General features: G+C 70.9%; 19 protein-coding genes and 1 pseudogene. 12 read left to right on the forward strand and 8 right to left on the reverse strand.

The window, feature by feature from the left end:
• Positions 1–47: 47 nt before the first annotated feature.
• Together OG698_RS34620 and OG698_RS34625 are read right to left on the reverse strand one after the other, a co-directional pair.
• A complete protein-coding gene (locus OG698_RS34620) occupies positions 48–1,442 on the reverse strand; it encodes a metallopeptidase TldD-related protein (protein WP_406107707.1) in 1,395 nt (464 codons plus the stop codon).
• Positions 1,439–2,962 (reverse strand): TldD/PmbA family protein, encoded by a 1,524-nt coding sequence (locus OG698_RS34625; RefSeq protein WP_406107709.1) that lies wholly within the window; start codon positions 2,960–2,962, stop codon positions 1,439–1,441. The genes OG698_RS34620 and OG698_RS34625 overlap by 4 nt, the downstream gene beginning before the upstream one ends.
• Before the next feature lie 244 nt (positions 2,963–3,206).
• Between OG698_RS34625 and fabG the strand changes: the two genes are divergently transcribed.
• The 3 genes from fabG to OG698_RS34640 all read left to right on the forward strand — a co-directional run bounded on the left by fabG (position 3,207) and on the right by OG698_RS34640 (position 5,227).
• Positions 3,207–3,923, forward strand: a complete 717-nt coding sequence (gene fabG / locus OG698_RS34630; RefSeq protein WP_116502852.1) for a 3-oxoacyl-[acyl-carrier-protein] reductase — start codon at positions 3,207–3,209, stop codon at positions 3,921–3,923.
• A 5-nt stretch (positions 3,924–3,928) separates the two neighbouring features.
• Positions 3,929–4,696 carry an enoyl-ACP reductase FabI gene (fabI, locus tag OG698_RS34635; protein WP_406107711.1) on the forward strand — a complete coding sequence of 256 codons (768 nt, stop codon included), beginning with the start codon at positions 3,929–3,931 and terminating at the stop codon, positions 4,694–4,696.
• A 153-nt stretch (positions 4,697–4,849) separates the two neighbouring features.
• Complete coding sequence (locus OG698_RS34640) at positions 4,850–5,227, forward strand: hypothetical protein (RefSeq protein ID WP_406107713.1); 378 nt, start codon at positions 4,850–4,852, stop codon at positions 5,225–5,227.
• Between the two features lie 27 nt (positions 5,228–5,254).
• Here OG698_RS34640 and OG698_RS34645 read toward each other — a convergent pair whose 3' ends face one another.
• Positions 5,255–5,938, reverse strand: a complete 684-nt coding sequence (locus OG698_RS34645; RefSeq protein WP_406107714.1) for a FadR/GntR family transcriptional regulator — start codon at positions 5,936–5,938, stop codon at positions 5,255–5,257.
• Between the two features lie 117 nt (positions 5,939–6,055).
• Between OG698_RS34645 and OG698_RS34650 the strand changes: the two genes are divergently transcribed.
• The 4 genes from OG698_RS34650 (at position 6,056) to OG698_RS34665 (ending at position 8,571) form a co-directional block, all read left to right on the forward strand.
• Positions 6,056–7,348 carry a CynX/NimT family MFS transporter gene (locus tag OG698_RS34650; protein ID WP_406107716.1) on the forward strand — a complete coding sequence of 431 codons (1,293 nt, stop codon included), beginning with the start codon at positions 6,056–6,058 and terminating at the stop codon, positions 7,346–7,348.
• Positions 7,349–7,408: 60 nt separating this feature from the next.
• A complete protein-coding gene (locus OG698_RS34655; protein WP_264484672.1) occupies positions 7,409–7,528 on the forward strand; it encodes an SGM_5486 family transporter-associated protein in 120 nt (39 codons plus the stop codon).
• A gap of 223 nt (positions 7,529–7,751) precedes the next feature.
• Positions 7,752–7,967 (forward strand): hypothetical protein, encoded by a 216-nt coding sequence (locus OG698_RS34660; RefSeq protein ID WP_406111469.1) that lies wholly within the window; start codon positions 7,752–7,754, stop codon positions 7,965–7,967.
• 85 nt (positions 7,968–8,052) lie between these two features.
• Positions 8,053–8,571 (forward strand): SixA phosphatase family protein, encoded by a 519-nt coding sequence (locus tag OG698_RS34665; RefSeq protein ID WP_406107718.1) that lies wholly within the window; start codon positions 8,053–8,055, stop codon positions 8,569–8,571.
• Positions 8,572–8,669: 98 nt separating this feature from the next.
• Here the strand turns inward: OG698_RS34665 and serB are convergent, their stop codons facing one another.
• A complete protein-coding gene (gene serB, locus OG698_RS34670; protein WP_100592527.1) occupies positions 8,670–9,908 on the reverse strand; it encodes a phosphoserine phosphatase SerB in 1,239 nt (412 codons plus the stop codon).
• 113 nt (positions 9,909–10,021) lie between these two features.
• Entirely contained in the window at positions 10,022–11,839 is a 1,818-nt protein-coding gene (locus OG698_RS34675) for a streptophobe family protein (RefSeq protein WP_406107720.1), read from the reverse strand.
• A gap of 228 nt (positions 11,840–12,067) precedes the next feature.
• On the opposite strand from OG698_RS34675, the gene OG698_RS34680 reads away from it, so the two are divergent.
• Positions 12,068–14,632 carry an FHA domain-containing protein gene (locus OG698_RS34680; RefSeq protein WP_406107722.1) on the forward strand — a complete coding sequence of 855 codons (2,565 nt, stop codon included), beginning with the start codon at positions 12,068–12,070 and terminating at the stop codon, positions 14,630–14,632.
• 87 nt (positions 14,633–14,719) lie between these two features.
• Here OG698_RS34680 and OG698_RS34685 read toward each other — a convergent pair whose 3' ends face one another.
• The 3 genes from OG698_RS34685 to OG698_RS34695 all read right to left on the reverse strand — a co-directional run bounded on the left by OG698_RS34685 (position 14,720) and on the right by OG698_RS34695 (position 17,494).
• Complete coding sequence (locus OG698_RS34685) at positions 14,720–15,418, reverse strand: transglycosylase SLT domain-containing protein (protein ID WP_406107724.1); 699 nt, start codon at positions 15,416–15,418, stop codon at positions 14,720–14,722.
• A 295-nt stretch (positions 15,419–15,713) separates the two neighbouring features.
• Complete coding sequence (locus tag OG698_RS34690; protein WP_406107726.1) at positions 15,714–16,796, reverse strand: S-adenosylmethionine:tRNA ribosyltransferase-isomerase; 1,083 nt, start codon at positions 16,794–16,796, stop codon at positions 15,714–15,716.
• A complete protein-coding gene (locus OG698_RS34695; RefSeq protein ID WP_399979740.1) occupies positions 16,793–17,494 on the reverse strand; it encodes an SDR family NAD(P)-dependent oxidoreductase in 702 nt (233 codons plus the stop codon). Before OG698_RS34695 ends, OG698_RS34690 begins: the two co-directional genes overlap by 4 nt.
• Positions 17,495–17,695: 201 nt before the next feature.
• On the opposite strand from OG698_RS34695, the gene OG698_RS34700 reads away from it, so the two are divergent.
• The 4 genes and pseudogenes from OG698_RS34700 to OG698_RS34715 all read left to right on the forward strand — a co-directional run bounded on the left by OG698_RS34700 (position 17,696) and on the right by OG698_RS34715 (position 20,358).
• A complete protein-coding gene (locus tag OG698_RS34700; RefSeq protein WP_406107728.1) occupies positions 17,696–18,841 on the forward strand; it encodes a GAF domain-containing sensor histidine kinase in 1,146 nt (381 codons plus the stop codon).
• Positions 18,834–19,478 (forward strand): response regulator, encoded by a 645-nt coding sequence (locus OG698_RS34705; protein ID WP_406107730.1) that lies wholly within the window; start codon positions 18,834–18,836, stop codon positions 19,476–19,478. Before OG698_RS34700 ends, OG698_RS34705 begins: the two co-directional genes overlap by 8 nt.
• A gap of 198 nt (positions 19,479–19,676) precedes the next feature.
• A complete protein-coding gene (locus OG698_RS34710) occupies positions 19,677–19,919 on the forward strand; it encodes a chaplin (protein WP_100592533.1) in 243 nt (80 codons plus the stop codon).
• 189 nt (positions 19,920–20,108) lie between these two features.
• A pseudogene (locus OG698_RS34715) lies at positions 20,109–20,358 on the forward strand (chaplin).
• Positions 20,359–20,532 lie beyond the last annotated feature (174 nt).

Here is a 20,532-nt window from a genome sequence, read left to right on the forward strand (position 1 = left end):
AACAGTGCTGGTGAGTACTCGCCAGTGTATGGGCGAGTCTATGGGGGTCAGACGCCCTGACTGACCGAGCTCATGTTGAAGTCCGGCACCCGCAGGGCCGGCATGGCAGCCCTGGTGAACCAGTCGCTCCACTCCCTGGGCAGCGTCTTTTCCGTCCGCCCGGCCTCCACCGCGCGCCCCAGCAGGTCGACGGGCGACTCGTTGAACCGGAAGTTGTTCACCTCGCCCACCACCTCGCCGTCCTCCACGAGGTACACCCCGTCCCGGGTCAGACCGGTCAGGAGAAGTGTCGCCGGATCGACCTCGCGGATGTACCAGAGGCAGGTCAGGAGCAGCCCGCGCCCGGTGGCCGCGACCATCTCGTCCAGGGAGCGGTCCTCGCCCCCGTCCAGGATCAGGTTGTCGATCGCCGGCGCCACCGGGAGGCCGGTGAGGCCCGCGCTGTGCCGGGTCGTCGTCAGATGGGCCAGCTCGCCCTCGCGCACCCAGTCCGTCGCCGTCAGCGGAAGACCGTTGTCGAAGACGGAGGCGCTGTCGCCCGAGGCATGGGCGAGGACGAACGGCGCCGACTCCAGGCCCGGCTCGTTCGGGTCGCTGCGCAGCGTCAGCGGCAGCTCCGTCAGCCGCTCGCCGACGCGCGTGCCGCCGCCGGGCCTGCTGAAGACGGTCCGGCCCTCGGCGGCGTCCCGGGCCGCGGCCGACCACAGCTGGTAGATCAGCAGATCGGCGACCGCGGTCGGTGGCAGCAGCGTCTCGTAGCGGCCGGCGGGCAGCTCGATGCGGCGGCGCGCCCAGTCGAGGCGCTGCGCCAGCTCGGCGTCCAGCGCGCCCGGGTCGACGTCCTTGAAGTCGCGCGTCGAGCGTCCGGCCCACGCGGAACGCGTCCGGTCCGGCGACTTCGCGTTCATGTCCAGCGTCCCGTTCGGCTGGTCGTGCCGCAGGCGCAGGCCCGTCGACGTACCGAGATAGCTGGATACGAGCTCGTGGTTGGCGAAGCCGTACAGCTCGCGGCCTCCGGCCCGGGCGCGGGCGAACGACTCGCCCAGGGCCGGCGCGAAGTCCGCGAAGACGGCCGACGAGGTCTCGGCGGGCGCGTCCGTGAAGTCGCCGGAGTGCGGCACTCCGGACACCAGCGGGCCGGCGTCCTCCGCGGGCGCCGCGCCCCGGGCCGCGGCCTCGGCGGCCCGCACCAGGGGTTCGAGGTCGGCCGTGGTCACTCCCGAGCGCGAGACGACCCCGGAGGCCGTGCCCTCCTTGCCGTCGACGGTCGCGATGACGGTGAGGGTGCGCCCGCGCGTGACGCCGTTCGTCGTGAGCGCGTTGCCCGCCCAGCGCAGATTCGCGGTGGACGTCTCGTCGGCGATGACCATGCAGCCGTCCGCCGATGACAGTTCGAGGGCACGTTCGACGATCTCGTGCGGCTTGTTCGTCCGAGGGCTCATCGACCGGCCTCCTGCGTGGTGTTCAGAATGTTCACGCCCTTGAAGAGGGCGGACGGGCAGCCGTGCGACACCGCCGCGACCTGCCCCGGCTGGGCCTTTCCGCAGTTGAACGCGCCGCCCAGCACGTACGTCTGCGGGCCGCCGACCGCCGCCATCGAACCCCAGAAGTCGGTGGTCGTGGCCTGGTAGGCGACATCGCGCAGCTGCCCGGCGAGCCGTCCGTTCTCGATGCGGTAGAACCGCTGCCCCGTGAACTGGAAGTTGTAGCGCTGCATGTCGATCGACCAGGACCGGTCGCCGACGACGTAGATCCCGCGGTCGACGCCCCCGATCAGGTCCTCGGTCGACAGGCCGCCCGGGTCCGGCTGCAGCGACACGTTCGCCATGCGCTGGACGGGCACATGGCCGGGAGAGTCCGCGTAGGCGCACCCGTTCGACCGGTCGAAGCCCGTCAGCTTCGCGATACGGCGGTCCAGCTGATAGCCGACGAGCGTCCCGTCCCTGACCAGGTCCCAGGACTGCCCGGCCACGCCCTCGTCGTCGTACCCGATGGTCGCGAGGCCGTGCTCGGCGGTGCGGTCACCCGTCACGTTCATGATCTCGGAGCCGTACCTGAGCTTCCCGAGCTGGTCGAACGTGGCGAAGGAGGTACCCGCGTACGCGGCCTCGTAGCCGAGCGCACGGTCCAGCTCGGTCGCGTGGCCGATCGACTCGTGGATGGTCAGCCACAGGTTGGACGGGTCGACCACGAGGTCGTACAGGCCGGCCTCGACGCTGGGCGCCCGCATCTTCTCGGCGAGCAGCTCCGGGATCTCGGCCAGCTCGCGGTCCCAGTCCCAGCCGGTCCCGGTGAGGTACTCCCAGCCGCGGCCCACCGGCGGCGCAAGGGTCCGCATCGAGTCGAACTCGCCGCTCGTCCCGTCCACGGCGACGGCCGTCAGCTGCGGATGCAGCCGGACGCGCTGCTGTGTCGTCACGGTTCCCGCCGTGTCGGCGTAGAACTTGTTCTCGTGCACGGTGAGGAGTGAGGCGTCCACATGGTCGACGCCGTCCGCCCCGAGCAGCCGCGCACTCCAGTCGGCGAGCAGCCCGGCCTTCTCCTCGTCCGGCACGCGGAACGGATCGATCTCGTACGAGGACACCCACGTCCGGTCCTCGTGCACCGGCTCGGCGGCCAGCTCCACTCTCTCGTCCGAACCCGCGGCCTTGATCACCTGCGCCGACAGCTTCGCCATCGCGACGGCCTGCGACGCCACCTTCGCGGCGGCGTCCATCGTCAGATCCACGCCCGACGCGAAGCCCCACGTGCCGCCGTGCACGACCCGTACCGCGTACCCCAGGTCCGTGGTGTCCGACGAACCCGCGGGCCGCGCGTCCCGCAGCCGCCGCTCCGCGCTGCGCACCCGCTCCAGGCGGAAGTCCGCGTGGTCGGCGCCGAGAGCCCGCGCGCGGGCCAGCGCGGCATCGGCGAGGGCCCGCAGCGGCAGCGCCGCGAAGGCTTCATCGATCGAATGGGGCACGGATGTTCTCCCTGCTGTCGGAGACGCTGTCGTAAGCGCTGTCAGGAGCCTCGGGCACCGGCCGCTCCCGGGTGCGGGCACCGGCCGGCCTCGATCATGTCGCGTCGGCGGCCCCCGCGGCCACACTTTTCTGTAGGGACCCGACAGCGACTCTCCTGCGCCACTGTCGGTGGCCGATTCTCCGTATCCAGGGCGGTACCGATAGGTTTTCGAGGTACCAGACCGCTATGGAAAGGGTGATCCGTTGAGCCGCTCGGTTCTCGTCACCGGAGGAAACCGGGGCATCGGCCTCGCCATCGCCCGTGCATTCGCCGACGCCGGCGACAAGGTCGCGATCACATACCGCTCGGGCGACGCGGCCGAGCTGGAGAAGGCCGGCTTCCTCGCCGTCAAGTGCGACATCACCGACAGTGAGCAGGTGGAGCAGGCCTACAAGGAGATCGAGGAGAAGCACGGTCCCGTCGAGGTGCTCGTGGCCAACGCCGGCGTCACCAAGGACCAGCTCCTCATGCGCATGTCCGAGGACGACTTCACGTCGGTCCTCGACACCAACCTCACCGGCACCTTCCGCGTCGTGAAGCGTGCCAACCGCGGCATGCTGCGAGCCAAGAAGGGCCGCGTCGTGCTGATCTCCTCCGTGGTCGGCCTCCTCGGCTCCGCGGGACAGGCGAACTACGCCGCGTCGAAGGCGGGTCTGGTCGGTTTCGCGCGCTCCCTCGCCCGTGAGCTCGGGTCGCGCAACCTCACTTTCAACGTCGTCGCGCCCGGTTTCGTCGACACCGACATGACCAAGGCGCTCACCGACGAGCAGCGCGAGGGCATCGTGAAGCAGGTGCCGCTCGGCCGCTACGCGCAGCCCGAGGAGATCGCCGCGACGGTGCGGTTCCTCGCCTCGGACGACGCCTCGTACATCACTGGAGCCGTCATTCCCGTTGACGGCGGATTGGGCATGGGTCACTGATCACCATGAGCGGAATTCTCGAGGGCAAGCGCGTCCTGATCACCGGTGTGCTGACGGAGTCCTCCATCGCCTTCCACGCCGCGAAGCTGGCCCAGGAGCAGGGCGCGGAGATCATCCTCACCGCCTTCCCGCGGCCCACGCTGACCGAGCGCATCGCCAAGAAGCTCCCCAAGCCCACCAAGGTCATCGAGCTCGACGTCACCAACGACGAGCACCTCGGCCGCCTCGCCGAGGTCGTCGGCGAGGAGCTCGGCGGCCTCGACGGCGTCGTGCACTCCATCGGCTTCGCGCCGCAGGACGCCCTCGGCGGCAACTTCCTCAACACCCCGTTCGAGTCGGTCGCCACGGCCATGCACGTCTCCGCCTTCTCCCTGAAGTCGCTGACCATGGCCTGCCTGCCGCTGATGCAGAACGGCGGCTCGGTCGTCGGTCTCACCTTCGACGCCCAGTACGCCTGGCCGCAGTACGACTGGATGGGCCCCGCCAAGGCTGCCCTCGAGGCCACCAACCGGTACCTCGCGCGCGACCTCGGCAAGCAGAACGTCCGCTCGAACCTCATCTCGGCGGGCCCGCTCGGCTCCATGGCCGCCAAGTCCATCCCGGGCTTCAGTGAGCTGGCCGCCGTCTGGGACGACCGCGCCCCCCTGGAGTGGGACCTCAAGGACCCGGAGCCGGCCGGCCGGGGCATCGTCGCTCTCCTGAGCGACTGGTTCCCGAAGACCACCGGCGAGATCATCCACGTCGACGGCGGTCTGCACGCGATCGGCGCCTGATCACCCGTACGTGGCCGACGCCCCGTTCCCCGCAGCGCGCGGGGGGCGGGGCGTCACCCGTTCGGCCCACTGGCCGGGCGGGCGCGACGGGTGAGCACGCAGGCTGAGAAGGCGTTCGTTCCCCCTCTCCCGTACGGCCGAGGAGGTCCCCTTGTGCGCCTTTTCCCGCGCGGTACCCCGGTACTCGCAGCCCTCGTACTCCTCTTCGCGGTGCCGTACGACGCCGCTTCCCACCCCGTCCGGACCGCGCCCCACGCGCGCGTGCCCGACAGCGGGGAGGACCGCAGGACCGAACCCTTCGGAGCGGACTGCCGGGTGACTGTCGCCGGTTCGGACGTGACGGCGTACTGCCACAACCCGTATCCGGCGACCGACGCGGTCAGCCTCCACGTCGAGTGCGACCGCTGGTGGGACATAGACAGCGACGGCGGGCAGGTCCCGGCCGAGGCCGCCGAGACCGTGCGGCTCACCGGCCGGTGCTGGAAAGAGGTCCGCTCGGCCTGGATCAGCCACGCCAAGGTCGACAGCTGAGCGCTGGGCCCCCGCTCGGGTCTCTACTCAGTGAGCGGCGGGCCGGCCCGGCAGGCACAGGAACGGATAGCGCGCCGCCTCCGCCGCGGCGGCCTCCGCGTCGCCCACGCGGATCGCGTCGAGCAGACCCGCGTGGTCCATGTGGTTCTCGGGCCGCAGCTCATCGCCCACGTCCACGCGCAGGACGTCCCGCAGGACCTCGCCGAGGTCCGCGTACATCGCTGTCATGACGTCGTTGTGGGACGCGGCCACGACCGCCAGGTGGAAGGTCGCGTCGGCCGCCACGAACGCCTCCGCGTCACCCGACGCCCACGCGTCCTCCCGGCGCACCATCAGCGCGTCGAGCTGCTTGAGATCGCGCTCCGTACGGCGCTGCGCGGCGAGGCTCGCGGCGCTGGACTCCAGGGTCGAGCGCAGCTCGGCGATGTGCCGGGGGTCGGCGTCGGCGAACCTGCGCTGCATCACGCCCGCCAGCTCGCTGGTCGCGACGACGTACGTGCCCGAGCCCTGCCGGATGTCGAGCAGGCCGTTGTGGGCGAGCGCGCGCACGGCCTCGCGCACCGTGTTGCGCGCGACGCCGAGCTGCTCGACCAGCTCGGGCTCGGTCGGGATGCGGGAGCCCACCGGCCACTCGCCCGACGAGATCTGGGCGCGCAGCCCGGCGATGACCTGTTCGGAGAGAGCCGAGCGACTGGGGGAGGTCAGCGGCATGACGGTCCTTGGTTCGATGACTGGGGCGGGCAGGGAACGGGTGCGGGCGGTGCGTCGCGCCGAGTGTGACGCAAACCGATTGGACACCCAATCATCCCATGATTCTAAGATGGGGTCATGGCCAGTGAGGAAACCCCGACGATGACGCAGACCCCGATACGTACTGAGAGCGCACCCGAAGCGAAAACAGCCCCCACGCGCGCATGGGCCGTGCGCCTGATGATCGTGGGCATCGTCCTCGCGGCTCTGAACCTGCGCCCCGCCATCACCAGCCTCGGCGCCCTCCTCGAAGAGGTGCGCGACGGGCTCGGCATGAGCGGCAGCGTCGCCGGCCTCCTCACCTCCGTACCCCCGCTCTGTTTCGCGATCTTCGGAGTGATGGCGCCCCGGCTCGCCCGCCGCTTCGGTCCCGGCGCCGTGGTGTGCGCCGGCATGGCCGCGATCGCCGCCGGTCTGGTCATCCGCCCGTTCACCGGCAGCACCGTCGGCTTCCTCGTCGCCAGCGCCCTCGCCCTCATGGGCATCGCGGTCAGCAACGTCCTGATGCCCGTGATCGTCAAGCGCTGGTTCCCCGACCGCGTGGGCTCCATGACCGGCCTCTATTCGATGGCCCTCGCGCTCGGCACCTCCCTCGCGGCGGCCGTGACCGTGCCCATGACGGACGCGCTCGGCGGCAGCTGGAAGACCGGACTCGCCCTCTGGGCCGCGCTCGCCGTGGCCGCCGTCGTCCCGTGGGTCCCACTCGCACGCGAACGGGGCACCGAGGGCGGTAACACCGCCGGCACCCCGCAGCGGGACGACGGCCTGCGCATCACCCGCAGCCGCACCGCCTGGGCGCTCGCCGTCTTCTTCGGTCTCCAGGCCACCGCGGCCTACATCACCATGGGCTGGATGGCGCAGATCTTCCGCGACGCCGGCGTCTCCGCGGGCACCGCGGGCGTGCTGCTCGCCGTCACCATGGCGATGGGCGTACCGCTCGCGTTCGTCATCCCGCGCCTCGCCACGCGCCTGCCCAGCCAGGGCCCCATCGTGATCGCCCTCGGTGTGTGCGGCCTCGCCGGTTACGCGGGCCTCTACTTCGCCCCGTCCGGCGGTGCCTGGGCGTGGGCCGTCCTCCTCGGCATCTCCAACTGCGCCTTCCCGCTCGCCCTGACGATGGTCGGCATGCGGGCGCGGACCGGCACGGGCGTCGCCAAGCTCTCCGCCTTCGCCCAGAGCACCGGCTATCTGATCTCGATCCCCGGCCCGCTGCTCGTCGGCGTGCTCTACCAGCACAGCGGCGGCTGGGGCGTCCCGATCGCGCTCATGGCGGCGCTGATGGTGCCGCAGATCGTGGTGGGCGTCATCGCGGGACGCAACCGAACGGTCGAGGACGAGGCCGCTCCGGCAGCGGCGGCAGCGGCGGCCTGACATCGGCCCATGGCCCACCCCGGCTCCGCGAGCCGGGGCAAAGGGTGCGAGACTGACCGCATGTCGCCTGTGCTCGACCCGAACCCCCAGAACGGCCAGAAGAAGCTCCTCATCGTGCTCGGCTCGATGCTGGCCATCACCGTGATCATCGCGGTCATCGCCTCGATCGCCTCACCGTGACCATGGCCGTCATCGTGGTCGTCGCCTCACCGTGACAGCGGTCCCGGGCCTGTTCGCAGTCGGCGTTGGTAGTGCTAGCACCACCAACCCCTAGGGGGTCAGTGTCAGGGTCAACTGGGTGGATCACCGGATGGGTTGAGGGCCTGACCTTCCGTAAATTCGAGATGTGACCGCGAGCACCGCGGGCCACGGCACCGAGCATCTCGAGGACCCCGGAGGCGTCATGTCGGCCCCTACGCACACCCGGCCCCACCCGGCCCCAGCGGGCGGCGTCGACGTCAGGCTCCCGTGGTGGGCGATCGCCCTGCCCGCGATCACATTCGCCGTGCTCCTGCTCCTGATAATCAACCCGGCCGACGCCCACGCCGCGACCGGCGACCCGATGGTCGGCCAGCTCCTCGACCGCATCCAGCAGGCGGTGCTGCACACAGCCCCGTGAGCCGCCCGCAGGGCGCGTCACCCGTGCCGGTCGAGCCCGTCAACTCCCTGCGCCCCGTGGCCGGTTTCATGCGAAGCTGGGACCCATGAGCGTCGCAGAACCCCGCAGGATTGTCCTTTTCCGGCATTCGAAGGCGGACTGGCCCCAGATCTCCGACCACGAGAGGCCGCTCGCCGAGAGGGGCCGAAAGGACGCCCCCGTCGCCGGCCGCAAGCTCGCCGACTCCGGTATCGACCTCGACCTGGCCCTCTGCTCGACCGCCGCGAGGACCCGAGAGACGTGGAAGCTCGCCGTCCACGAGCTGCCCCACCGGCCCAGGACGGTGTACGAGGAGCGGATCTACGAGGCCTCGCCCGGTGAGCTCATCGCCGTGCTGAACGAGACCCCGGACGACGTGCGGAGCGCGGTGCTGGTCGGCCACAACCCTGGGATCCAGGGCCTCGTCGAGATCCTCTCCGGGCAGGTCGAGGGCGACGCGGGGGAGCGGATGGCCCAGCGCGGCTTCCCGACCTCCGCCTTCGCGGTCCTGTCCTTCACCGGCTCCTGGAAGTCCCTCGAACCGGGCACCGCCACCCTCATCGACTACTGGGCACCGTCCAAGTGACCCGTCGGCCGGCGGCCGGACCCTGATACGCCGACGGGCCCCGGTACCGCATGGGTACCGGGGCCCGTCGCATCAGTAACTGTCCGCGTCGACCCGAGTCAGTCGTCGTGGGCGTCCGCCGCCTCGACCTCTTCACGGGTGATGCCGAGGAGGTAGAGGACGGTGTCGAGGAACGGCACGTTCACCGCGGTGTGCGCGGCCTCGCGGACCACGGGCTTCGCGTTGAAGGCGACGCCGAGCCCCGCCGCGTTCAGCATGTCCAGATCATTGGCGCCGTCACCGATCGCCACGGTCTGCGCGAGCGGTACCCCGGCCTCCGCGGCGAACCGGCGCAGCAGCCGCGCCTTGCCCGCGCGGTCCACGATCTCGCCGGTGACCCGGCCGGTGAGCTTGCCGTCGACGATCTCCAGGGTGTTGGCCTGGGCGAAGTCGAGCCCGAGCCGGTCCTGCAGATCGTCCGTGACCTGGGTGAACCCGCCGGAGACGACGCCCACTTGATAGCCGAGCCGCTTCAGCGTGCGGATCAGGGTCCGCGCGCCGGGCGTGAGCCGCACCTCGGTGCGGACCTTGTCGACGACCGACGCGTCGAGCCCGGCGAGCAGCGCGACCCGCGCGTGCAGCGACTGCTCGAAGTCCAGCTCGCCGCGCATCGCCGACGCGGTGACCTCGGCGACCTTGTCCTCGCAGCCCGCGTGCGCCGCGAAGAGTTCGATGACCTCGTCCTGGATGAGGGTCGAGTCGACGTCCATCACGACGAGGCGCTGGGCGCGGCGGTGCAGCCCGGCCGCGACGACCGCGACATCGACGCCGAGCGCAGCCGACTCCGTCGCGAGCGCGGTGCGCAGGGGCTCGGTCTCGGCGCCGGAAACGGCGAACTCGACTGCGGTGACGGGGTACTTCGCGAGCCGGAAGATACGGTCGATGTTGCCGCCGGTGCCGGTGATCCTGGCGGCGATGGCGGCCGTCGTCTCCGCGGTCAGCGGGTGGCCGAGCACGGTGACGAGGGAGCGGCCGAGCCCGCGCGGACGGTTGTCGCCGATGCCCGAGATGATCTCGGCCTGCATCCGCATGGACTCCGCCCAGCTGTGGACGGTGGACCGCAGATCGCCCTCGAGACCGGGGGGCGGCTCCGTCACCAGGGCGCACAGCACGATGCGTCCCCGGGTGACGACCTGCTCGATGTCGACGACATCGACGGAGTAGGCGGCGAGGGTGTCGAAGAGCCCGGCGGTGATGCCGGGGCGGTCCTTGCCGAATATCTTGACGAGGAGCGTCGGGACGTCGTCCGGAACTGCGACCGGGACATCAGCGGGGTGGCGGGGCTGCGAAGCACTCATGGTGGTCCCACGTTATCCGGCCCGCGTCGCGCGGCGCGGCGGTGGTCCGCGTGGCGGACATGTGCGACGCGCACCCCGACCGGTCGGTTCGCCGTCCGCCGCCCGCGCTCGGCTCAGCCGCGCGGGCTCCTCCGAGGTGGTGGCGGCCCTTCTTCCTCCGGCGACGACGGCGATGGCGACGGTGGCGAGTGCGGAAGTGGTGGTGGGGGAGGAGGTGGTGGCGGTACGGGCCATCCGCCCTTGCCGGACCCGGACCCGGGCCGCCCCCGCGGACGAGGCGGCACCGGGGGCCTGACCGGCCCCACCATTGTCGGCGCCCCGTACAAATCGTCCGGCAGATCGTCCCGCCCATCGCCCGCCCGTTCGTCCGGCGGCTTCAGATATGGGTTGGTCCCGTCCGGCGACCCCCGGTACGGAGCACTCGGCCGATACGGCCCTGCCTCCTGAGGCGGGACGGGCGGGACGGGCCGGACGGCGCCGTCCCCCGGCGCCCCGTCCACCACCCGACCCTCCGGCTCCACGCCGCCCCCGCCCAGCGCAGCCGGAGCGGCTCGTCGCCCCGCCGCCCCCGCCCCGTGAGCGAGCAGCGCCCCCACCGCTCCCGCCGCCGCTCCCCAAGCGGCCCCGAGCAGCAGTGCCATCCCGAGATGTCCGTGCAGCTCGATCCCGGCCCCGAAGGCGTCGAAGCCGAGTACGGACAGTGAGGCGTCCGCCGATACGTCCGTCAGCCGCACGAGCAGCGGCAGGCCGAGCGCCGTGACGGCCCCGAGCCGCAGCGCGCACCTCCCGGCGAAGCCGACGACCCCCATCGGCGGCGACCCGGGCCCGCCGGCCACCGCAGGCGTCCGTACGGCGGTCAGCACGCCGGCGAGCAGCATCACCAGAACCATCGCGAGGGCCAACAGCCATACCCTGCCGTCCAGTTCGGCTAGACGGCTCAGGGTCACCGGCTCGTTCGCGCGCATCCGCAGCAGCCCGTCGACCGGATGGGGAAGGGCCTGCGCGAGTGCGCCCGTCGCCTTGCCGTCCCAGGGGACGAAGAGGCCGAGGGGAATGCCGAGCCACGCCCCGTTGGGCGCCCCGAGCAGCGCGGCGCCCACGATCCGCCGCGGATGGTCGTCGCCGATCACCGCGTACGCCGCCGCCGCGAGCCCCGCGGCGACAGCCACCAGTAACACCGTGACCAGCGACGAAGCAGCGGGGCGGACCACCCGGTGCACCGCGTCCAGGGAGCGCGGGAGCGGAGTACGTCGCGACGCGAGCAGCGCGATCAGCAGGACGCCGATCACCCACGCGGCGCCGCCCAGCAGTGAGGCCCCGGTCTCGACGGTGAACCCGACGGTCGCCTTCGCGTCCACGAGGCCGCCGATGTGGTCCGGCAGGAGCCCTCCGAGGTCGAGGCCGCCCGGCAGCCTGTCCTTGATGCGGCCCGGCAGATCCCCGTCCGGTATCCGGTCGAGCCCGAGCTTCCCGCCGTCAATCGTGATGAGGTCGTGACCCGCCCAGGCGAGCCCTGCGAGCATCGCCAGAAACAGCGCGACCACGCTCCCCACGCGCGCCGCGAGTTCGGCCGGCGTGACCTCAACTCCCGCCCCACGCAGGGAACGTAGGAAGAACCAGCTGAGCAGCAGCGCGCCCGTGAGACCCACACCGAGCGGCGCGATATCGATCGTGGTGTGGGCCTGCGCGCCCTCCAGGCCAAAGGCTGAGACGTCTCCCGACGGCGTGACTTTCCCACCCGCCCCAAGTGCCACCACAGCGGCCGTCATCGGGCCGAGCGGGCCCGCGGAATCCGCACCGAGCAGATGGAGGCCGGCCGCGGCGACCGTCGCCATCCCGATGAACGCCCAGCTCACGGAGGCGACCGCGGAGAGCAGTACGTCACCCCAGTGCACGCCCTCGCGCCCGCTCCGCCGCACAACGGTCTCCATCAGGGCCCCCGATCCGTACAGTGATGTATCGGATGTCCCATTCGCGCATGATCCGTAGGCACTTGTGGGTGCTTACCACTCTCCGTGGCTGTTTCTGCGCCGTCAACGGGGCGGGCGCGAAGGCGGGTAGGCAGTCTTCACAAGGCCCGCCGCAAGGCCCGACTTTCGGTCAGGGGGCTCCGCCTGAAATAGTTCCCCACGAAGTTCGACATCCCTAGACTCCCCAAGATGGGGGCTAGCTCGGGGGACAACTCAGTGGGGCATGGAGTGCCGGAACTCGTACTGGAATTGAATGGAAGGACCTGGACGCTCGACCCGTCCAGGCCATACACCCTCGGACGTGATCCGCAGGGGGACGTCGCGATCGACGATGCCAGGGTGTCCTGGCGACACGCCACGATCAGCTGGGGCGGCCGGAGTTGGGTCATCGAGGACCACGGCTCCACCAACGGCACGTTCGTGCAGGGCCAGCGGATCCATCAGATGGAGATCGGCCCGGGCTCGACGCTGCACCTCGGCAACGCGACGGACGGTCCGCGGGTCAACCTCTCGGGCAGCGCCTCCGGCGCGGCCGTGCCCGCGGCCCAGCAGGCCCAGCAGCAGGCCCACCCGCAGCAGGCACCGGTCCAGCAGCCGCAGGGCGGTGACCCCGGCTGGGCGCACAACGCGCCGCCGCAGCAGCAGGTGCCCGCCCAGCAGAGCTGGCAGCAGCCGCAGCAGGCGCAGAACATCCCGCCCCAGCAGGGGCCCGGCGGTGTCGCGGGGGCTCCGCCGGTCTACGGCGACCGCAGCCCCACCACGTTCCACCAGCTGGCCCTCGGCCGTGTGATGCGGATCGGCCGTGCGCTCGAGAACGAACTGGTGGTCTCCGACCTCCAGGTCTCGCGCCTGCACGCCGAGTTCCACGCGACGCCCGACGGCCGCTACGAGATCCGCGACCTCGGCTCGCACAACGGCACGTACGTCAACGGTATGCCGATCGCCAAGGGCGGCTCCGCGCTGCTCGGCCCGAACGACATCGTCGGCGTCGGCCACTCGACGTTCCGCCTCGTCGGCGACCGCCTCGAGGAGTTCGTCGACACCGGTGAGGTCTCCTTCTCCGCCCGTCATCTGACGGTGACGGTCGACGGCGGCAAGGACATCCTCAAGGACGTCTCCTTCGGAGTCCCGGAGAAGTCGCTCATCGCGGTCATCGGCCCCTCGGGTTCCGGCAAGTCCACGCTGCTCAAGGCGCTCACCGGCTACCGGCCCGCCAACAAGGGCGACGTGCTCTACGACAACCGGAACCTGTACAAGCAGTTCGCCGAGCTGCGCCAGCGCATCGGTCTGGTCCCGCAGGACGACATCCTGCACAAGGAACTGACCGTCAAGAAGGCCCTCAAGTACGCGGCCAAGCTGCGCTTCCCCTCGGACACCAGCGAGCAGGAGCGCGAGCAGCGCATCGACGAGGTGCTGCGCGAGCTCAAGCTGGACATCCACAAGGAGAAGAAGGTCACCTCCCTCTCCGGTGGCCAGCGCAAGCGCGTCTCCGTCGCCCTGGAGCTGCTCACCAAGCCGTCGCTGATCTTCCTGGACGAGCCGACCTCCGGCCTCGACCCGGGCATGGACCGCGACGTCATGCAGCTCCTGCGCGGCCTCGCCGACGACGGCCGCACGGTCCTCGTCGTCACGCACTCGGTCGCCGAACTGGCGATCTGCGACAAGCTCCTGGTGATGGCGCCCGGCGGTTCGGTGGCGTACTTCGGTCCGCCCGAGGAGGCCCTGAACTTCTTCGGCTACAGCACCTGGGCCGACGTCTTCTCCGCCTTCGAGAACTACCGCGACTACGACTGGGCGGGCCGCTGGAAGGGCTCGCAGCACTACCAGATGTACGCAGCGGACATCGACGCCGTCGCCGCACAGTCCGTACACATGCCGCCACCGCAGGCGATGAAGCCGCCCAAGCCGCAGGGCTGGGGCTCGCAGCTGTGGACCCTGATCCGCCGCTACACGTCGGTGATCGCGTCCGACAAGGGCTTCCTGGGCCTGATGGTGATCCTGCCGGCGGTCCTCGGCGTGGTCAGCACGGTGATCCCGGCCGACTTCGGCCTGGCCCCACCCAAGCCGCCGTCCCGGTTCAACGGCGACGCCGGCACGATCATGCTGATCCTCGCGGTCGGCATGTGCTTCTCGGGCGCGGCCAACTCCGTACGTGAGCTGATCAAGGAACGCGTCATCTACGAACGGGAGCGGGCCACCGGCCTCTCCCGCTCGGCGTACCTGATGTCGAAGGTGATCGTCCTCGGCGTCGTCACGGCCATCCAGGGCGTGATCATCTGCGCCATCGGCTTCTTCCCGCGCGACCTGCCCGCCGAGGGCCTGATGATGCCGCCGGCCGTCGAGCTGTGCATCGTGATCATCGCGCTGGGATTCACGTCGATGATGTTCGGCCTGGTCATCTCCTCGCTGGTGAAGACCGCCGAGAAGACGATGCCGCTCCTGGTCATGTTCGCGATCGTCCAGGTCGTCTTCACCGGCATCCTGTTCCAGGTGTACGGCTCGCCGGGCCTGGAGCAGTTCGCCTGGCTGATGCCGTCGCGCTGGGCCATCGCCGGCGCCGGTTCGACGCTGGACCTCGCGCACCTCATGCCGCCGTGGGACCAGGCGCACCCGAACGACCTGGACCCGCTGTGGGAGCACTCGGTGAGCCAGTGGGGCATCAACCTCGCGATCCTGATCGCGCTCGGTGTCATCTGCGGCTTCGCGGTCGCGCGCCTGCTGCGCCGCCACGAGCCCGAGGTCATGCGCAAGTAGCGTGACCCGCGCACGGATGAAGGGCGGCACCCCGCACGGGGTGCCGCCCTTCGGCGTTCACAGAGACCCTGAGGTCCAGGGAGAGTCTCAGTAAGCGCTGTTCACGTTGTCCATCGAGCCGTACTTGTCCGCGGCGTAGTTCGCGGCGGCGGTGATGTTGGCGACCGGGTCGTAGATGTTCCACGAGGTACCGGGGACGTGGTACGCGGTGAAGGTCGGCGGGATGACCTGCAGCAGACCCTTCGAGGGTATGCCGTTGATCGCGTTGATGTCCCAGTTGTTGATGGCCTTCGGGTTGCCGGAGGACTCGCGGATGATGTTGCGGTGCAGGCCCTCGTAGGAACCGGGGATGCCCTTGGACTTCATGATGTCCAGGGACTGGCGGATCCAGCCGTCCAGGTTGTTCGCGTAGACGGGCTTGCGGGCGGCGGAGCGGCTGGCCGCCTCCTTGACCGCACGGTACTTCTCGGTCTTGACCTTTGCAGCTGCGTCGGCCTTCGCCGCGGCGCTCTGCGCGGCCTTCAGCTTGGCGGCCGCGTTCTTGGCCTGCTGGTCGGCGGTGGCCAGCTGGTTGGTGACGCTGGCGTGCACGTCCTTGATCTGGGGCTTGCCGGCGGCCACCTCGAAGGCGACCGGAGCCGCCGAAATCGTCTCGGCCTCCGCGTTGGAGTTGCCCGGCACCAGCGTGAACGCGAGGGCAGCGGCGCCGAGCGTGGCGATACCGGCGATCGAGTACTTGTGGGTCTTCGTCAGGGGACTATGACCGGAGAAGCTGAGCTTGGACATGGAGGACCTCTTCGAATCGGGGAAGTCGCTCACCGGTCCAAAGCAGGACCGCTCATGTTTCGGTCATGAACGCTGTGGGTAGAGGCCCACGCTGTCGAGCAACGAGAGCCATTGTTAGCGGCCGCAAAATTCCGTGGCAATCGTGTGACGTACGAAGCCAGGTAGTAGATCAGACCCCCCGTCGAGGTCCGTTTCGCCCCTCCTGCCCCGGTGTCGCCGCCCACAGCTAATTCCTAGCCGCCTTCGTACGTGACGTGCGTCCTATGTGCGGGCTCACATCGGGCACGTAACAAACTCACCAAGCGTTGCCATTGCAACGCGCTCCGTGACCGGATTCATCGGGAAGTATCAGATTGACGTCCCCGAACTCGTGCCACAGGTAAAAATGTCCCAATGCTTCCGTATATGTACGGGTAATTGCCTTGACTCCCGCGATCGCCTCCAACATCAGCAGATGCGAGGCCTCAGGCTCGTGCAGCCCCGTGAGGAGCCCGTCCACCACCCGCACCCCCCGCTCGGGCGTCACCACGAGGTCCGTCCAGCCCGAGGCCGCCCGCACCACCCCGTCGGGCCCCGCGGCCGACTCCACGGCCCGTACGGCCGTCGTACCGACCGCCACCACCCGCCCGCCCCCGGCCCTCGCCGCGTTGATCAGCCGCGCGGATGCCTCCGGCACCTCGAACCGCTCCGGATACGGCGGCTCGTGCGACTCCGCCGACGCCACCCCCGTATGCAGCGTGATCGGCGCGAACTGCACCCCCCTGCTGACCAGCTCCGCCACGAGCCGCGCCGTGAACGGACGCGCCGCACTCGGCATCTCCGCACTGCCCGCCCCGTCGGCGTACGGCAGTGCGAACACCGTCTGATAGACGGAGAGCGGCTGATCGCGCTCCGTATAGGAGTAGCGGATGGGTCTGCCGTGGCGCCGCAGCAGCGCGGGCACGTCCCCCGCGACCCGCGCCCACCACAACCGCGCCCCGCCGCCCGCCAGCGGCTCCTCCCAGATGAGACGTACGCCCCCGGGGAGCACAGCCACCGTCCCCTCCGGACCGCCCGCACGCGGGCGCGTGGTGCCATGCCCGTCCGGGTCCCGCAACTCGACGGCCCAGCGACCGTCATCGCCACGCGTGGAGAAGTGCACCACCACGCGCGCGTGCCCGACCCGCCCGTCGACCGCCGCGGCCAGCGTCGGCGACGTATTGACCACGAGCAGATCCCCGGCCCGCAGCTCTCCCGGCAGCTCGGCGAAGTCCCGGTGCGTGACGTCCGTGCCGCGCGACACGAGCAGCCGCACCGCGTCCCGGTCCAGGCCGGGCCCACGCTGCTCCGCCGGCACCCGGGCCGACAGCTCCTCCGGCACCCGCACCGCGACCGTCACCGTGCCTCCAGAAGAAGAGAGGGGGCGGCGTACCGCCCGCTGTCCGGCCGCTCGTCGAGCAGCCGCAGGAAAGCCGGCACCACCGTCTCCGGCAGCGGCCGGTCCGAGTCGTCGTCGAGGGGCGCCGCCGCCCGATAGAGATCCGTGCGCATATCGCCCGGATCCACCGCCCACACCCGCAGCCCCGGCTCCTCCACCGCGAGGACCGCGGACAGCTGGTCGAGCGCGGCCTTCGAAGCGCCGTAACCGCCCCACGTCTCGTACGCCTCTGCCGACGCGTCCGAGCTCACCGACACGACCGCGCCCCCGGCCGCCCCGCGCAGCAGCGGCAGCGCCTCCTGCACCAGCCCGAGCGCCGCCACGACATTGACCTCAAGGGCACGCCGCAGCCCTTCCACCGGCAGGGCGTCGAGACGCACCAGCGGTTCGGCCCCCAGCGCGCTCGCGTTGTTCACCAGCAGATCGAGACCCCCGAGACCGCGCGCCGCCGCCACCAGCTCCGCACGGTGCGCCGTGTCCGTGACATCCCCGGGCAGCGCCTCCACCCTCGTCCCGTACTTCCCCGCCTCGTCCGCCGCCTCCCGCAGCACCGCCCCGGACCTGGCGTCGAGCACCAGATCCCAGCCGCGCCGCGCGAGCGCCACGGCGAGCGCGCGACCGAACCCCTTCGAAGCCCCCGTGATGATCGCCACCGGCATGACATCCGTCCCCTCGGGCCCGTCGGGCCGCCCTATTGCCTACGTGCTTCGATCCGCCTCCAACGTAGGAACCGACACGCCCCCGGCGCCTCGTCCGCGGGCCGCACCTCACGAGGGCCCTTCGCCCTACGTCCACCGGACCAGAAGGCGGCCGCCACAGGCCCGATACGCGCTGTCACACCCCGCCGGTACCTTGAGGCCATGAGTCACGGCCCACGATCCGGCCTCTCCGCGGTGAGTTCCGCGCTGCTGGCCATGAGCAGACACCTCGAGGTGCGCGACGTCCTCAAGACGATCGTCGCGTCGGCCCGCGAGCTGATCGACGCCGAGTACGCGGCCCTCGGAGTGCCGGACGACCACGGAGGCTTCGCCCAGTTCGTCGTCGACGGCGTGAGCGACGCGCAGTGGAAGGCCATCGGCCCGCTCCCGCGCCAGCACGGCATCCTCGCCGCGATGCTGCGCGACGCGAAGACCGAGCGCCTGGGCGACGTGCGCGAGGACCCGCGCTTCGAGGGCTGGCCCTCCGCACACCCCGACATGTCCGACTTCCTCGGCCTGCCCATCCGGGACGGGGACGAGGTCATCGGCGCCCTCTTCCTCGCCAACAAGAAGTGCCCGAAGCCGCAAGGGGGCTGCGGCTTCACCCTGGAGGACGAGGAGCTGCTGACGATCCTCGCCCAGCACGCGGCCATCGCTCTGACGAACGCCCGCCTGTACGAGCGCAGCCGCGAGCTCACCATCGCCGAGGAGCGCTCGCGCCTCGCCCATGAACTGCACGACGCCGTAAGCCAGAAGCTCTTCTCCCTGCGCCTGACCGCCCAGGCCGCCGCGGCGCTCGTCGACCGCGACCCGTCCCGCGCCAAGGGCGAGTTGCAGCATGTGGCCGAGCTGGCCGCCGAAGCCGCCGACGAACTGCGCGCCGCGGTGATCGAGTTGCGCCCCGCAGCGCTCGACGAGGACGGCCTGATCGCCACCCTGCGCACGCATATCCAGGTCCTCGACCGGGCCCACTCGGCCCACGTCACCTTCGACTGCGGCGGCATCCGTGCCCTGCCCGCCGCCCAGGAGGAGGCCATGCTCCGCGTCGCCCAGGAGGCGCTGCACAACGCGCTGCGCCACTCGGGCGCCGAGCACGTCCGCGTGACGCTCGACAAGCGAGGCCCCGGAGCCGTCCTGCGCGTCACCGACGACGGCAGCGGCTTCGAACGCAAGGCAGTCCGGCGCGCGGGACGCCACCTCGGCCTGGTCTCGATGCGCGACCGGTCCAGTGGCGTCGGCGGCCGTCTGACGGTGGAATCGGAGCCCGGCAAGGGCACCACGATCGAGATGGAGGTCCCCGGTGGCTGACAACAGGATCCGGGTGCTGCTGGTCGACGACCACCAGGTCGTCCGCCGGGGGCTGCGCACGTTCCTCGAGGTCCAGGACGACATCGAGGTCGTGGGGGAGGCGTCCGACGGCGCCGAGGGCGTCGCCCTCACCGAGGAGCTGAAGCCCGACGTCGTCCTGATGGACGTCAAGATGCCCGTCATGGACGGCGTGGAGGCCCTGCGCAAGCTGCGCGAGCTCGCCAACCCCGCGCGCGTGCTCATCGTCACCAGCTTCACCGAGCAGCGCACCGTGGTCCCCGCCCTGCGCGCGGGCGCCGCCGGGTATGTCTACAAGGACGTCGACCCGGATGCCCTGGCCGGCGCCATCCGCTCGGTGCACGCCGGTCATGTGCTGCTCCAGCCGGAGGTGGCCGGCGCCCTGCTCTCGCAGGAGGAGGCCAATGGCGGGCAGGGGAGAGGCAATTCCCTGACCGAGCGGGAGCGCGAGGTGCTCGGCCTGATCGCGGACGGCCGCTCGAACCGCGAGATCGCCCGCGCCCTCGTCCTCTCCGAGAAGACGGTCAAGACCCATGTGTCCAACATCCTGATGAAGCTCGACCTGGCGGACCGCACCCAGGCCGCCCTGTGGGCCGTACGCCATGGGGCGGCCGGCTGAACCGTGCCGCGGCTGCGGGACGGTATGCGGCTCCGCCGGGCCGGACGGGGGGACGGCAATTCGGATGGTTCCGTTCCGGGCTGAGATTCATACTGTCGTGTGTATGTCCCCCGGATGGCGCATCCTGCGCGAGGCTCCGGCGTTCTCCAGTGCGTGCTGCGGCGGCTCGTCGCAGTGATCGCCTAGGAGGGTCAAGAAGTGAAGAAGCTGAAGAGGGTCGCGGCCGTATCGATGGTTGCCGGTGGGCTCGTCGCCGCCGGTGCCGGTATGGCCTCAGCCACCGACGCGCACGCGGACGGCCAGGCCGTGCACTCGCCGGGCGTCGTCTCTGGGAACGTGATCCAGGCTCCGGTCCACGTCCCGGTCAACGTCGTCGGCAACACCGTGAACGTCATCGGTGTGCTCAACCCGGCCTTCGGCAACCTCGGCGTCAACCACTGACGTACGCCTCAGGTCCACCAGTGACCACCGGCCCCCGGGTATCCCCGGGGGCCGGTCCCGTTTCCGGCCCGGCCGGGGGCCAGTTGATCCGTACGTGCGTATCGCCGCCCCCGCCGTGGCATCCGCCCGGCCTGCCCGTTGCACAGCGTGCGACCCCGTGGCTGGGGTCGCATCGCCGTGGCTGGAGGAATACTTCTCAGGAACATCGCCAAGAAGGCCGCCCTGACCGTCGCCGTCGCGGGTCTCGCCGCGGGCGCTTGTGTCGGAGCCGCTTTCGCGGACGCGGGCGCCGACGGCCAGGCAGCCAACTCCCCGGGTGTGGGCTCGGGCGACCTGGTCCCAGGTCCCGGTCCACCTCCCGGTCAACGCCACCGGAAACAGCGTCAACGTGATCGGCCTGCTGAACCCGACGTTCGGCAACGCCTCCGAGAACAACTGACACACCCCCAGGAAGGGCCCCACGGACACGGATCCGCGGGGCCCTTCCGGCGAGTTACACGATTCCGGAGCGGCCTGCGCTGCGGCGCCCCCAACTCAGGCTCGTGTTACGCCGCTACCGAGCTCCGGCGTCCCCGGATCCGGCGCTCCGGCGCGCATCCGGCTCCCGCGCACC

The sequence above is a fragment of the Streptomyces sp. NBC_01003 genome (genome assembly GCF_045162695.1).
Classification (GTDB): domain Bacteria; phylum Actinomycetota; class Actinomycetes; order Streptomycetales; family Streptomycetaceae; genus Streptomyces.